At 65.4% G+C, this 14,210-nt stretch carries 14 protein-coding genes and 1 pseudogene; 10 read left to right on the forward strand and 5 right to left on the reverse strand.

From position 1 onward, the window contains the following. Positions 1–18: 18 nt before the first annotated feature. Positions 19–186, reverse strand: a complete 168-nt coding sequence (locus HNP60_RS14645) for a hypothetical protein (RefSeq protein WP_184155149.1) — start codon at positions 184–186, stop codon at positions 19–21. A gap of 186 nt (positions 187–372) precedes the next feature. Here HNP60_RS14645 and rpiB point away from each other — a divergent pair, with 186 nt between their 5' ends. From rpiB to HNP60_RS14675, 6 genes and pseudogenes are all read left to right on the forward strand, one after another. After that, the gene (gene rpiB, locus HNP60_RS14650; protein WP_184155152.1) at positions 373–825 is read left to right on the forward strand and encodes a ribose 5-phosphate isomerase B; all 453 of its coding nucleotides are present in this window, start codon (positions 373–375) and stop codon (positions 823–825) included. Positions 826–849: 24 nt separating this feature from the next. After that, positions 850–2,169, forward strand: coding sequence for a serine hydroxymethyltransferase (gene glyA / locus HNP60_RS14655; RefSeq protein WP_260394921.1), 1,320 nt, complete (start codon positions 850–852; stop codon positions 2,167–2,169). A 14-nt stretch (positions 2,170–2,183) separates the two neighbouring features. Next, on the forward strand, positions 2,184–2,390 hold the full coding sequence (locus HNP60_RS14660) for a hypothetical protein (RefSeq protein WP_014077289.1): 207 nt from the start codon (positions 2,184–2,186) through the stop codon (positions 2,388–2,390). 1 nt (position 2,391) lies between these two features. Further along, the gene (nrdR, locus tag HNP60_RS14665) at positions 2,392–2,853 is read left to right on the forward strand and encodes a transcriptional regulator NrdR (RefSeq protein WP_014077290.1); all 462 of its coding nucleotides are present in this window, start codon (positions 2,392–2,394) and stop codon (positions 2,851–2,853) included. 243 nt (positions 2,854–3,096) lie between these two features. Further along, a pseudogene (locus HNP60_RS14670) lies at positions 3,097–3,807 on the forward strand (RNA methyltransferase); the annotation flags it as partial. Positions 3,808–4,346: 539 nt separating this feature from the next. Then, positions 4,347–5,531, forward strand: a complete 1,185-nt coding sequence (locus HNP60_RS14675; protein WP_184155155.1) for an acyltransferase family protein — start codon at positions 4,347–4,349, stop codon at positions 5,529–5,531. Here HNP60_RS14675 and HNP60_RS14680 read toward each other — a convergent pair. Together HNP60_RS14680 and HNP60_RS14685 are read right to left on the reverse strand one after the other, a co-directional pair. Beyond that, entirely contained in the window at positions 5,475–5,807 is a 333-nt protein-coding gene (locus tag HNP60_RS14680; RefSeq protein ID WP_014077293.1) for an ArsR/SmtB family transcription factor, read from the reverse strand. The genes HNP60_RS14675 and HNP60_RS14680 overlap by 57 nt on opposite strands. Then, complete coding sequence (locus HNP60_RS14685; protein WP_184155158.1) at positions 5,807–6,433, reverse strand: SRPBCC family protein; 627 nt, start codon at positions 6,431–6,433, stop codon at positions 5,807–5,809. The genes HNP60_RS14680 and HNP60_RS14685 overlap by 1 nt, the downstream gene beginning before the upstream one ends. A gap of 249 nt (positions 6,434–6,682) precedes the next feature. Between HNP60_RS14685 and rpsD the strand changes: the two genes are divergently transcribed. Beyond that, positions 6,683–7,297, forward strand: a complete 615-nt coding sequence (gene rpsD / locus HNP60_RS14690) for a 30S ribosomal protein S4 (protein ID WP_014077295.1) — start codon at positions 6,683–6,685, stop codon at positions 7,295–7,297. Positions 7,298–7,453: 156 nt separating this feature from the next. On the opposite strand, the gene HNP60_RS20045 is transcribed toward rpsD, so the two are convergent. After that, entirely contained in the window at positions 7,454–8,050 is a 597-nt protein-coding gene (locus tag HNP60_RS20045; protein ID WP_338056726.1) for a PEPxxWA-CTERM sorting domain-containing protein, read from the reverse strand. A gap of 300 nt (positions 8,051–8,350) precedes the next feature. Then, the gene (locus HNP60_RS14700; RefSeq protein ID WP_184155161.1) at positions 8,351–10,312 is read right to left on the reverse strand and encodes an alpha/beta hydrolase family protein; all 1,962 of its coding nucleotides are present in this window, start codon (positions 10,310–10,312) and stop codon (positions 8,351–8,353) included. A 141-nt stretch (positions 10,313–10,453) separates the two neighbouring features. On the opposite strand from HNP60_RS14700, the gene HNP60_RS14705 reads away from it, so the two are divergent. The 3 genes from HNP60_RS14705 (at position 10,454) to HNP60_RS14715 (ending at position 14,194) form a co-directional block, all read left to right on the forward strand. After that, a complete protein-coding gene (locus HNP60_RS14705) occupies positions 10,454–12,166 on the forward strand; it encodes a M28 family metallopeptidase (protein WP_184155164.1) in 1,713 nt (570 codons plus the stop codon). 169 nt (positions 12,167–12,335) lie between these two features. After that, positions 12,336–13,328 (forward strand): KpsF/GutQ family sugar-phosphate isomerase, encoded by a 993-nt coding sequence (locus tag HNP60_RS14710; protein WP_184155167.1) that lies wholly within the window; start codon positions 12,336–12,338, stop codon positions 13,326–13,328. 26 nt (positions 13,329–13,354) lie between these two features. Further along, entirely contained in the window at positions 13,355–14,194 is an 840-nt protein-coding gene (locus HNP60_RS14715; RefSeq protein ID WP_184155170.1) for a 3-deoxy-manno-octulosonate cytidylyltransferase family protein, read from the forward strand. Positions 14,195–14,210: the final 16 nt, after the last annotated feature.

Consider the following 14,210-nt stretch of genomic DNA (forward strand, 5'->3'; position numbering starts at 1 on the left):
GGCATCCCAAGAGGATGCTCAGCCCATCGGCATCGTCCATACGGCGACATTGCCGAACATCGCCATGGCCGCCACGATCATCAGCCAGCCGCGCTTCGTCTCGCCTTTTGCCGCGATCAGGTAGATGCCGCCGAGACCAAGTGCCAGGCCGGCCAGCATCAGGATGGATAGGATCGTCCCGCTCATGACGCTGCGCTAGATCATTTTGCTGCCCGGCGGAAGCACCTCCCGCTGCGGGCCGGGCCAGGGCTCCGCGGCACGCCCGACGCTCTGCGGTCGCAATCGGCAGTGGCATTCCTCCGAGCGCGACACTAGATAGCGGGCCAATCGCGACTCACCGCTCTTTCCGGTCGCGCCTGGGGAAACAGGATCATGCGCATCGCCATCGCTTCCGACCATGCCGCCGTGGCGCTCAGGACAGCCCTTGCCGACTGGCTGCGCGAGGCGGGCCACGAGGTCGCGGACCTGGGGCCCGCAGAGGGCGAGAGCGTCGACTATCCCGATTATGGCTACAAGCTTGCCGAAGAAGTCGCCGCCGGACGGGCCGAGCGCGGCATCGCGCTGTGCGGCTCGGGTATCGGTATCTCGATCGCTGTCAATCGCCATCCCGTCTGCCGCTGCGCGCTCGTGTCGGAGCCGCTGTCCGCCCGCCTCTCGCGCGAGCATAATGACGCCAATGTCCTTGCCTTGGGCGCGCGGCTGATCGGCATCGAGATGGCGAAGGCCTGCGTCGAAGCCTTTCTCGCGACGCCTTTCGGCGGAGACCGCCATGCCCGCCGCGTCGGCAAGCTGGGCCATCCGCCCGTCCCTGCCGCCGTCGACTGATTTCAATCGAGGAACCTATCCGTCATGACCGCATCGTCCGTCCTTGCCGATAATTCGAACGAGCAGGCGATCCGCTCGCCGGGCTTCTTCTCCGCGTCGCTGGAGGAAGCCGATCCGGAAGTGTTCGCCGCCGTGCAGGGCGAACTCAAGCGCCAGCAGGACAAGATCGAGCTGATCGCTTCCGAGAACATCGTCAGCAAGGCCGTGCTGGAAGCCACCGGCAGCATCTTCACCAATAAATATGCCGAGGGCTATCCCGGCAAGCGCTATTATGGCGGCTGCGAGTGGGCGGATGTCGTCGAGACGCTGGCCATCGAGCGGGCGAAGAAGCTGTTCGGTTGCGACTTCGCCAATGTTCAGCCCAATTCGGGCAGCCAGATGAACCAGGCAGTGTTCCTCGCCCTGCTTCAGCCGGGCGACACTTTCATGGGCCTCGATCTGTCGGCTGGTGGCCACCTCACGCACGGGTCGCCGGTCAACATGTCCGGCAAGTGGTTCAATTGCGTGTCCTACGGCGTGCGCCGCGAGGACCAGCTTCTCGACATGGACGACATCGCCGCCAAGGCGCGGACCCACAGGCCCAAGCTGATCATCGCCGGCGCCACCGCCTATCCGCGCGTCTGGGACTTCGCGGCCTTCCGCGCCATCGCCGATGAGGTGGGCGCGATCCTGCTGGTGGACATGTCGCACTTCGCCGGGCTGGTCGCGGGTGGCGCGCATCCCTCGCCGTTCCCGCATGCCCATGTCGTGACCACAACGACGCACAAGTCCATGCGCGGCCCCCGCTCCGGCATCATCCTCACCAATGACGAAGCGATCGCGAAGAAGGTGAACAGCGCCGTCTTCCCGGGTCTTCAGGGCGGACCGCTGGTCCATGTCATTGCGGCCAAGGCCGTGGCCTTCGCGGAAGCGCTCCAGCCCGAGTTCCGGGCCTATGCGCACCAGATCGTCGCCAATGCTCGCGCGCTGGCGGCCAGCCTTGCCGAGGCCGGACTTGCCGTCGTGTCCGGCGGCACGGACAATCACCTGATGCTCATCGACCTGCGGCCGAAGGAAGCCACCGGCAAGGCCGCCGAAAAGGCGCTGGACCGCGCCTACATCACCTGCAACAAGAACAGCGTGCCGTTCGACACGGCGAGCCCCTTCGTGACCTCGGGCCTGCGCCTGGGCACGCCGGCGGGCACGACGCGCGGCTTCCGCGAGGCGGAGTTCCGCCAGATCGGCACCTGGATCGCGGAAGTGGTCGAGGGTCTGCGCCATAATGGCGAGGAAGGCGACGGGCAGGTCGAGGCTCATGTGCGCGAGAAGGTGAAGGACCTGACCGCGCGCTTCCCGATCTACTGAAGGGAGGTCTGACGATGAGCGAACCCAATGATCTGATGGACAGGGCCAAGGCGGAAATCTCCGGCATGGCGAAGGAAGGGCTCGGCCATCCTTCGACCAAGCCGGTGCTCACCGGCGCGGCCATCGGCGCCGTGGCGGGCGTGCTGCTGCCGGTCGTCTCACTGCCGCTCGGCCTCGTCGCGGGCGCGGGCATCGCGTTCTGGCAGAGGATCAAGCGCTAGGATGCGCTGCCCTTACTGCGCGCACGAAGATAGCCAGGTCAAGGACAGCCGCCCCACCGAGGATGGTGCCGCGATCCGTCGCCGGCGCCAGTGCGAGGCTTGCGGCGCGCGCTTCACCACCTTCGAGCGCATCCAGCTTCGCGACATTCTGGTGGTCAAGTCGGGCCGCGCAAGCGAGCCGTTCGATCGGGACAAGCTTGCCCGGTCCATCGAGATCGCCTGCCGCAAGCGCGCGCTCGATCCGGTGCGGATCGAGCGGCTGGTTTCCGGCATCCAGCGGCAGCTCGAGACGAGCGGGGAAAGCGAAGTCAGCTCGTCCCGGATCGGCGAGCTCGCCATGGAAGGCCTGAAAGGGCTGGACAGCGTGGCCTATATCCGCTTCGCCAGCGTCTATCGGGACTTCACCGAGGCGAAGGACTTTCAGGAATTCGCTGGCGCGATCCGGGAAGTCGGCGGAGAATGAAGCGGTCGGGCACGTTTCATCGTGCAGGCCTCCCGGTAGATATCACCGCGCGCCTGCACTTCGCCTGAGGTTCCACGGCCACCGCCGGCTTGGCGGGCCTGTTCCATGAATGCCGCCGAAGCCGGGAGCGGGCTCGCCCGATGCCCTGCGCCATCGGCACCCAAGATGTTCACAGGGGCTCCGGCGCCCCGGGGAGAAACGGATATGTCTGCAAACGAACAGATGGAGCGCGCTGATCCCGCAGCCCCTCTCATCGTGCTCGTCCGTCCCCAGCTCGGCGAGAATATCGGCAAGGCCGCGCGCGCCATGCTCAATTTCGGGCTCACGCAGATGCGCCTCGTCGCGCCGCGCGATGGCTGGCCGAATCCCCATGCCGGCCCCTCGGCGGCCGGCGCCGACGTCGTGCTCGCCAATGCGCAGGTCTATGACACGCTTGCCGAGGCGGTCGCCGATTGCGCGCATGTCTATGCCACCACGGTGCGCAAGCGCGGGGTGACGAAGCCGGTCGTGACGCCGGAGGAAGCGGCGCGGGAAATCCATGGAGCCGTCGGGCGCAGCGCCATCGTGTTCGGCCCGGAGCGCTCGGGCCTGGAGACCGACGAAGTCGCACTTGCCCGCGCCATCCTCACCGTGCCGATCAATCCGGAGTTCGCATCGCTCAATCTCGCGCAGGCAGTCATCCTGTGCGCTTATGAATGGTCGAAGACCGCCCCGCTTGCGCAGCCGACGCGTACCGAGCTGCTGCCGCCCGCTTCCCAGGACGAGCTGGACGGCATGATCGGCCAGTTCGAGGCGATGCTGGACGAAGCCGGCTATTTCTTCCCGCCCAGCCGTGTTGCCGCGACGAAGCGCACCTTGCGCAACCTGCTCACCAAGCCCGGCTGGAACCATCTGGAGGTGCGGACCCTGCGCGGCGTGCTCTCTTCCCTCGCCAATCCCCGCCCGCGCGACTGAGAGGCGACTTCCCAAGCTGCGCGGACAAAATCCGAAACGCGCCGATTCTCCAGGAAGTGAGTCGGGAAGCGACGGACAGTGCGAGCGCCCCGCAATGCCGGTCCAACACTGAGCCGTATGCTGAAAGTTCACAAAGATGAGGACCCGTCCGTGTCATCTTCCGCTTCCTTGAACTTTGCGGCGAGGCAAATCAGGCGGACGCCAGAGCCTGTCCCGGCAAGCCGGTGCGGCCTGATCGGACGATGGAAACCCTCAAATGAGAAACAGCCATGCCTGCACCTGCCGCTGTCAGCAGAAGGCGCTGCCATGACGGAGGGGCTGTAGGACAAGAGAAAATGAGGCTGGCGGGAGAATGGGGAGCCTCGGGAGCCCCGCCCGGTCTTCGCGCTCGAATTCGTCATGCTGGCTGATGCTGCACCATTCAGCTCACCCCAGGCGGTTCCGGGAACTTCCTGCCGCAAAGGCGGGAACCCGGCTCCGGAGCCAGGGTTGCATCCCCGCCAAAGCGCCGGATAAGCCATCGGTGAAACGGAAAAAACATGACGACAAGCAGGGTTGCACAACGAGAACATCATTGGGACGCGATCCGCGCGTTGCTCATGTTGCTGGGCATTCCCTATCATGTCGCCATGGCCTATCGCGCCAATGACGTCTGGATCGTCAATGCTCGGGAAGGCGCATTGATCTGGACCTGGCTCGCCGATTTCATCCATGTCTTCAGGATGCCGGCCTTCTTCCTCATTGCCGGCTATTTCGCCGCCCTGCTTCTGTCTCGCCGCAGCTCGGGCGAATGGCTGAAGGGGCGGTTCCTGCGGCTCGGCATCCCTTTCCTGGCTTGCCTCCTCACGCTCAATCCGTTGCTCAACCTCTTTTGTGAGCTTTCCAACTTCTCCATCGGGCCGGCACTCGCCTCGTGGGAGCACAACAGCTCCGTGTCCGGCGGCTATTGGGTGCGGCACCTCTGGTTCATCATCGTGTTGCTGCAATGCTCCGCCCTTGCCGCGCTGCTGACGACGCTGTCCCCCCGGCTTTCCCAGGCCCAGATCGCTCCTGCGACGGACTTCCGCCTGGCGCGCCGGCCCGCGCTGGTGGTGCTGCTGACGGCGCTGGTCCTTGGCGCATGGGAAGCTTCCGCCATCGAGCTTTTCTATGCGGCGGGCTTTGCCACCAATGTCCCCCAGCAGATTTTCCGGCTCGACCAGCTGCTCCAGTTCATTCCCTGGTTCGCGGCCGGCTGTCTTGTGGCGCGCGCGCCCCGGCTGCGGGATGCGCTGCATCGGCCCTCCTTTGCGATCGCCTTGCTCGGGGTCCTCGCACTGGCAGCGCATTTCATGTTCAAGGGGCAGCTGCATCCCGCCGCCGGCCGCCTCGTCGAGACGGTGGCCGCGGTGGCCATCACGCAGATGCTGCTCGCAGGGGTCAAGCATGTGGCGGACCGGCCGCATCCCGCCGTTCAGGAACTGGTGCGCGCGTCCTTCGTCATTTATCTGTTCCATCTGCCGATCACGGCCGCGCTCGTGGTGATCGGGCAACCGCTGGCGCTGCCGGTCAGCGTCAAGGCCGTGCTGGCGATCCTGCTGACGCTGGGTCTTTCCTGGATGGCGTGGCGCATCGTGCTGCGCTCGCCCATGCTGCGTCTGCTCTATGACGGCGTGCCGCCTGCGGTGTCACCCCGTCCCGCTCTCCCGCTGGCCGCGCGCGACCTCCGTCGCCAGAGCCTCTAATCGCGGCGTCCAGAAGCCCCGGAAGCGTTCCAGCCATTGATCGACATCGCGCATCGGCTCTGCGTTGACACTGTAGAGCCGGACGGCGCCCAGCGGACGCACCGTCGCAAAGCCGCTGTCCCGCAGCACGCGCAAATGCTGCGAAACGGCGGACTGGGTAATGCCGAACTCGCGCTGGACGATCGCCGTCATGTCGCCGGCCGCACGTTCTCTTTCGGCCAGAAGCTCCAAGAGCCGCCGCCGCACGGGGTCGCCAAGCACATCGAAAGCATGCATCAATCGCCCATATAGAAGGCTGCGGTGCGTTGCGCCATGGCTTGTGCAACGCACCGATCCTCTCCCGCCGCGACATGGACTTCCGCCCAGGCGGCGGTGCTTTCCCGCATGAAGGTCCTGCCCGGCTCGGAGGCGGACCAGCGCTCCACCTCCTCCTGGTCGACGCTTCTGCCATCCTTGAGATGGAGCCCCAGTCCCATGAGCGCGAGGTCCCAGCCGGTGCCCGTCGCGGCCGGCCCGAAGCTTTCCCAATGGTCCTCCATGACGCCGACCGGCGCGATATGCTCCAGGACCAGCAGCGTGCCCTCGCCCTCCGGGCTGAGACGGACGGTCACCCAGCTCGTGGCGCCGGAAAATTCCCAGCTGATGTCCAGCGCGCGCGGGGGATCGCAGCGCGTGATGGTGCCGCCCGCATTGCCGTCGAGCTGGTAGCGTCCGCCCTGTCGCAGCTCGCCGCTCACCGGCAGGAACCAGCGCGGCAGACGCTCCGGGCTCGTCATGGCATCCCAGATGTCGCTCATTCCGGCGGGATAGGTTCGTTCGAGGGTCACGACGCGCGCGGGGGCGCCCTCATGCTCGCGTTCCTCGAAGCGGCGCACCTGCACGCCGATGGCATTGGTGAACATGGCAGCCTCTCCTTTGCCCGCGCATTATAGTAGTCATTTCTAATATTAGTCAATTCTTACCACCACACCCTAGCGATGCGAAACGACCACGTCCCGGCGCGAGAAAATCTTGACTCGTGCAGCTCCTCTCGTCATAGGCGCGCCTTCGCGATTGGCCCCGCATCCCGGTGAAGCGGCGGCCCTGCCTCTGAAACATGAGTGTCAGGCGGATACCGGGACCAACGTCATCAGCAATCGAAGGACAAGGACATGACGAAGCGCACCAGCGCCAAGCACAAGATCGATCGCCGCATGGGCGAGAATATCTGGGGCCGCCCCAAGAGCCCGGTCAACAAGCGTGAATATGGCCCCGGCCAGCACGGCCAGCGTCGCAAGGGCAAGATGTCGGACTTCGGCATCCAGCTGCGCGCCAAGCAGAAGCTCAAGGGCTATTATGGCGATGTGACCGAGAAGCAGTTCAAGAAGAACTACATCGAGGCGAGCCGCATGAAGGGCGACACCGGCCAGAACCTGATCGGCCTGCTCGAGCGTCGCCTGGACGCCGTCGTCTATCGCGCCAAGTTCGCACCGACGATCTTTTCGGCGCGTCAGATCGTCAGCCACGGCCACATCTATGTGAACGGCGTGAAGTGCAACATTGCCTCGCGCCTCGTGAAGCCGGGCGACGAAGTCACGCTGGGCAAGAAGGCGCAGGAAATGGCGCTGGTCATGGAAGCGCAGAGCCTGTCCGAGCGCGACATCCCCGATTATATCGCGCCCGATGGTGCCGCGAAGGTCGTTTACACCCGCGTTCCCACGCTGGACGAAGTGCCCTATCCGGTGAAGATGGAGCCCAATCTGGTCGTCGAGTTCTACTCGCGCTGATCCGGCTCTCGCCGAAACGACATACAAAAAGGGCGGCTCCCCGGAGCCGCCCTTTTTCGTTTCGCTCTACCCGAAACCGCGTGACGCAGACTGGCCTGCAAGGCGGCCGTCGGACTTCCGGATCGCGTCTCTCAGCCGTTCATCGGACGGAGCGGATCAGGAAGCGAAGCGCACCGTCTGCATGGCAATGGCCGGCTTGCGCCGCCGCATGGCGCCGCCCGCCAGACCGAAGCCGGCGATCATGAGGGCCCAGCTTGCCGGCTCGGGCACTGCCGAGGACGTCACTTGCGTGACCGAGACGCCATCGAGCGTCCAGAAGGAGAGGCCGCTGTAGAAGCGGAACTCCAGCGTCGCGCTGCTCCCGGAAGCGATCACCGACCCGCCGAAATTGGCCCAGTCGAAATCACTGGCGCCCACATTGTCGATATAGGTCACGCCATCGAAGACGAGCGCGAAGAAGTTGTCGCCGCCATCGTCCATATGCGCGAGATCGAACGCAATCGCGTAGGTCGCGCCCGGCGTCGTCGTGATGGTCTGGCGGATGCCACCCGCCCCGAAGGCAGGACCGAACACGCCCAGGAAATCGCCCTCCGCTGGCGGATAGCCGGCCTCGGCGGGGAAGACGCCCGTGAAGCTCGTGTCACCGAACTGCGTCCAGCCCGAGAAATCCCCCGTTTCGAACCCGCCGTTGACGACCAGATTGGCTGCATGCGCCGGTCCCACGGCCGCGAGCGTGCTGAAGACGAGCGCCACCGCGCCCGGAATGGTCCTGATCAGAATTGTCGCCTCCCACCTGCGATCCGCACGGCCCAGCCGCACCTTCCCGCGCCCGGAGACTCCGGCGATCGCCCACCCCCGTCCGCGTCTGTCGGAGATGCACTGCATCAACTGGGTTGGCAAGAATTAACCACGTTCTCCCCGGAGGCCCATCGCCTCACGGTGAGACAGTGCCAGCGCATTCACGCCCGTCGGCAACCGGCCGGCGAGCGGCAAGGTGAGCAGGTCCGCTTGCCCAACGCCCCCGCCGCGCGCCGCGCGCCGCACGCTCCTCGCTCAGCGGCCCGCCGCGAGAAGGAAATCGCTGCTCTTCTGGAGCATGTCGGCGCGCACGTCGCTATCCACCAGACTGTGCTCCAGATCCTCGTAGATCACCAGTTCGCTGCGCTTGCCAGCGCCCCGCAGTTTCGACTGCATGATCTTCGCCTGCGAGACGTCCACATTCCTGTCGGCCGTGCCATGAAACATGAGCACCGGCGCCTGGAACTTGTCGACATGGTTGACCGGCGAAGCATCCTCCGCCTCCGGCCCGCTGCCCAGGCGCGCACGCTCGACATAGTAGCTGCCATCGGAGCGGGCCCGGCGCAGGCGATCGCCGATATCAGTGACGGGCGCGATCGCCACCACTGCCTTGAACAGGGTCGGGTCGATCGCCTGCGCCTGCAACGCGGCATAGCCGCCATAGGACCAGCCGAGAATCGTCAGCCGCGCGGGATCGGCGATGCCCTCGGCGACCAGCCATCGCCCGGCGTCGGCAACGTCGCCGACGGACGTCCGCCAGGAGCGAAAACCCGTATCCATGAGCCACTGCTCGCCGAAGCCATAGGAGCCCCGGAACTGCGGCTGGATGACCGCGAACCCGCGCGCCGCGAAATACTGGGCCAGCCAGTCAAACCCCCATTGGTCGCGCGAGTCCGGGCCGCCATGCGGCATGACCATCGCGGGCAGACCCCGAGCGGTCTCCTTGCCGGGGGGAAGCGTGAGATAAGCCGGGATGACTGTCCCGTCCCCGGCCTTGTAGCTGATCGGCTTCATCGTCGCGAGCGTCCGGCCGGCCAGCTCCGGTCGATCGGGCATGACGGGCGCGAGCTTCTTCGTCGCCCGGTCGAACAGATAATATTGCCCCGGATCGACATCGCTGCCCGCCCAGACCAGCGCTTTCTGCCCATCCTCGCTCATGTCCCCGATATGCACGGCCTTGCCGCCGAGCGCCTTGCCGAGCGCGTCGACCAGAGCGGCCGTGGCCGGATCGAAATAGACCGCCTCGCCATGTTCAAGCGTATAGCGCGCGCCCACGATCCGCCTGTTCCGCCCGACCTTCACGACACCCGAGACGTCCGCCACGGGATGGGCGAACACCACTTCGCGCTTCATGTCATCATCGAGCGTGATGCTGACCAGCGCATCGCGGCCATCCACGCGCTCGAGGCCGTAAGCGACATTCTTCTCCGAATCGACGCCCACCGGCCAGAACCCCGCATTCTCGAGCGAATCATAAGTAGAAAGCTCGTGCCATTTGTCCGATCCGGCCATGCGGAACATGAACTTGTATCGGGCCTTAAAGCCCGTCTGGAGATCGTCCCACAGGCCCATCACGCGGATCCTGCCCTGCCCGTCGGAAATGTAATTATAAGCCAGCGGCCGCGGTTGCTCGATCCGCCGCGAGGCGCCTGAGCGCGTGTCGATCCGGTCCACGCCAAGCCCATCCTGCCGCTTCTCGACAAGACTGCCGAGCTTCGCTTCCGGAACATAGGAGCGGGTCATGAGGACCACCCCGTCCTGCCCGGGCAACAGGTCGACGATACTCCCACCCCGGAAATCCCACCCCAGCGCATTGCTGCCCCGTCGCTGGCTGAGCGCCTTCACATTTCCCCCGCCTGCATCGATCGCAAGGATGTTCGAGAAGTTATAGACCTCGTCCCCGTAGCGGGTGGTACCGTAGATATTGCAAGCCAGCCGGTCGGTCGCGACCCAGTCGCATCCGGTGAGATTCTCCGGTTTTCCCGTGGTGGCCATGATCGGCTTGGCCGTCGATCCTTCGACCGCATCGAGCACATAGCCGCGCGTGGCGCGCCCGCCGGCCGCCGCGATGATCGCGATCTTCGAGCCATCGGGCGAAAGGCTCGCGGACATCACGGTTTCCCGCGCGCCGAATGCCTTCGCCAGCGCGTCCGGTTCGGCATGCGCGGCCATAGCGAGCAACAGGCCGGCGAGGCCCGCCCCTGCAATCTTGTGCATTTAGCCCCCAGTTCCGCGCAAACAAGCGCGGCACAATCATTCCCCCAAAGCGAGCCTCCCCCAAGCGAACGGGCGGCGACCCTTGTTCCCATTGAGAGCAAATGGCATCAGGCTTGGCAACGAAAATTGCCGACCGGGGACATGAACATGCGCCGCTTTCCACTCCTGGCCCTTTGCGCGCTCGCAAGCGCCACCGCCGCCCATGGACGGGATGCCGCCGTGCCGGCGCCTGCTGCGGCGGCGAAGGAAGCGGCGACGCTTGTCCTGCCGCCTCCAGCCCGGGTACCGCCCCTCAGCCTCAATCTGCTGCGGACCATCACCAGGACATTGTCCTCCGATGCCTTCGAGGGCCGGGCGCCGACGACGCCGGGGGAAGAGAAGACCGTCGCCTATCTGATCGACCAGATGCAGCGGGCCGGGCTGAAGCCGGGCAACAAGGGAAGCTGGACGCAGGAGGTGCCGCTGGTGGAGCTGACACCCGTCCGCACGAGCGCGCTCGCGATCGAGGGTGGCAAGGCGCCACTGCACCTAGCCTACAAGACGGATTTCGTCGCGGGCACCTATCGCGTCGTTCCCCGCAGCGAGATCACGCGCAGCGAGATGGTATTCGTCGGCTATGGCATCAACGCGCCCGAAAAGGGCTGGAACGATTATGCCGGGGTCGACGTCAAGGGAAAGACCGTCGTCGTCCTCGTCAACGATCCGGACTATGAAATGGAGGGACTGGATGGCCCCTTCGATGGGCGTGCCATGACCTATTATGGCCGCTGGACCTACAAGTTCGAGGAAGCCGCCCGGCAGGGAGCGGCTGGCGTGCTGCTGGTCCATGACGACTTCCCGGCGGCTTATCCCTGGGGCGTGCCCCTCTCCTCCTGGACCGGCCCGCAACTCGGCCTCGATCTGCCCGATGGCCACATGGACCAGTCCGCCGTGATCGGCTGGGTGACATTGGACGCGGCGAAGCGAATCCTGGCGAGCGCCGGCAAGGATTTCGATCAGCTCGCCGAGGAAGCCAAGCGCCCCGGCTTCCGGGCGCGGCCCCTCGGCCTGCGCGCGAGCCTCGCGGTCGAGAACAGCATCCGCAAACAGGCGTCCCGCAATGTCATCGGCATCCTGCCCGGCAAGACGCGTCCCGACGAATATGTCCTCTATTCCGCGCATTGGGACCATCTGGGGCGCTGCGAGCCGGTGGATGGAGACGATATCTGCAATGGCGCACTGGACAATGCCAGCGGCACCGCCGGCCTCATCGCACTAGCGCAGGCCCATGCACGCACCGGTGCCAGTGCGCGCTCCCTCGTCTTCCTCGCCGTCACGGCCGAGGAAAGTGGCCTGCTCGGCTCGCAATATTATGCGGAAAATCCGGTGTTCCCGCTGGCGAGCACGGTAGGCGGCGTGAACATCGACGGCCTGAACCTTTCCGGCCCAACCCGCGACGTAGTGATCGTCGGGGGCGGCAAGTCGCAGCTCGAAGCTTTTCTTGCCCGCGCGGTGGAAGCCCAGGGCCGGAGCATCCTGCCGGAGCCCTCTCCGGAGAAAGGCAGCTTCTACCGCTCCGATCATTTCAACTTCGCCAAGCGCGGCGTGCCCATGATCTATGCGACGAGCGGGGAAGACATGATCGATGGCGGCGTTGCTGCAGGACGCGCGGCCAGCGAGGACTACACGGCCAACCGCTATCACAAGCCGCAGGATGAATATGATCCTGCGTGGAACTGGTCGGGCGCCGTGCAGGACCTGCAGATCTATTATCGGATCGGCCGCGAGCTTGCGACCAGCGATCAGTGGCCGAACTGGCACCCGGGCGCGGAATTCCGGACGATTCGAGACCTGAGTCGAGATAGCGCGAAGTAAAAGACGAAGTGAGGGGCGGCCCGCCTTGATGCCCGCGCACCATTTTTCCGCGCAGCATGGATAAAGAGTGCTGGAACCGCGATGAATTGCTGCGATGCAAAATTATCTTGATCCGGCATCCTCGCGGGACTAGCCACGATTATGAAAATTGAGGGAGTTTGAGAAGTCTATGGCGACCCGCCATCATCGCGCCAGGGAACAATCGCTCTCCAATCAGGCAGAAATACTGGACGCCGGCCGTGCGGCTATTCTTCAGGAAGCGCAGGGGCTCACCGCCCTCGTGACCGCGCTGGACCATTGTTTCGTGCAGGCCGTCGACGCGATCCTGAATGTCGAGCGCCGGGTCATTGTCACGGGCATCGGCAAGTCAGGTCATATTGGCCGGAAGATCGCGGCGACGTTTGCGGCGACGGGCACGGCCTCCTTCTTTCTTCATGCGAGCGAGGCCGCGCACGGCGATCTTGGGATGGTCACCACGGGCGACCTTCTGCTTATGCTCTCCAACAGTGGCTTCTCGCCCGAGCTGCGCCCTCTTCTCGCTTATGCCCGCCGCAACGGCGTGCCGGTGATCGGCATCGTCTCGAAGCCGCATTCGCCGCTTGGCCGCGCGTCCGACATCATGCTGCAGCTGCCCGATGCGCCGGAGGCCTGCCCGGTCCGGATCGCCCCCACCACGTCCACGACCATGATGCTGGCTCTGGGCGACGCACTGGCCCTTGCCGTTATGCAGCGCCGGGGCCTGACGCGTACCGACATCGCGCAATGGCACCCTGGTGGGGAGATCGGCTCGCGTATCGCACCGATCGACGAGATCGTCGCGTGCGGTGAGCCCCTGCCCCTTGTGCGCTGGGACGCGCCCATGCGCGACATCGTTTTCGAAATGACATCCGGCGGCAAGGGTGTCGCCGGTGTCATTGGCGAGGACGGCCGCCTGATCGGTGTCATCACGGACGGCGACCTGCGCCGCGCGTTCGATCAGGTGCTGACCGCTCGCGCCGTCGACATCATGACTCCCGATCCGATCACGGTGCCAAGTGGAACGCCGGTTGAAGAAGTGCTGACGCTGATGAACAACGCGAAGATCACCGTGCTGTTCGTCACGGAGGTGGACGACCCGGCCCGGCCGATCGCCATCGCCCATATTCACGACCTGGTGCCCTGACCGGCCCCGGCCGCGCCACAGCCGCCATGACCACCGCCGGTTCGCTCGATCCTGAGGCCCTCGCCCGTGCGAAGACCGTCATCGTCATTCCGGCGCGTTACCAGTCGAGACGCTTTCCCGGCAAGCCGCTGGCCGTGCTGCGACAGGATGGCGTCGCCGCCAAGCCCCTGATCCGCTGGAGCCATGACGCCGCATCCGCGGTAACCAATGCGCAGGCGGTTCTGGTGGCCACGGATGACGTGCGCATTGCCGAGGCCGTTCACGCGTTCGGCGGTCTCGTGCTCATGACGCCGGAAAGCTGCGCCAATGGGACAGAGCGTGTCGCGGCCTGCCTCGAACAGCTCCCCGGTGCCGAGTTGCTGGTCAATTTCCAGGGCGATGCCTTGCTGACGCCGTCGCCCTTCGTCGAGGCGCTGATCGCGCATATGGAACGCCACCCCGAGGCGCAGGCAGGCACCGTCGCGGTGCGCTGCTCGGCGGAAACCTTCCGCCATCTCGCGGAAGATGCAGCGCAGGGCCGCGTCGGCGGCACGACCGTGGTGGTGAACGATCGTAGCGAGGCGCTCTATTTCTCGAAGCGCATCCTCCCCTACCTGCCGGCGGGCCGCATGCCGGACGATGACATGCCGGTGCTTCTGCATCTCGGCCTTTACGCCTATCGGCGCGCCGCGCTGGAGCATTATGTCGACAAGGGTGCCACCATGCTCGAGACGGTCGAGGGTCTCGAGCAACTGCGGTTCTTGGTAGCGGGCATGCCGGTGACCGTGCTGACGCTGGATGAACCGGGCTTCCCGATGGTCGAGATCAACAACCCCAGTGACATCGCTATCGTCGAGGGGATATTGGCGAGCCGCGACAGGCCCTAGGGACGAAGGCGCACCG

The sequence above is a fragment of the Sphingobium lignivorans genome (assembly GCF_014203955.1).
Lineage (GTDB): Bacteria > Pseudomonadota > Alphaproteobacteria > Sphingomonadales > Sphingomonadaceae > Sphingobium > Sphingobium lignivorans.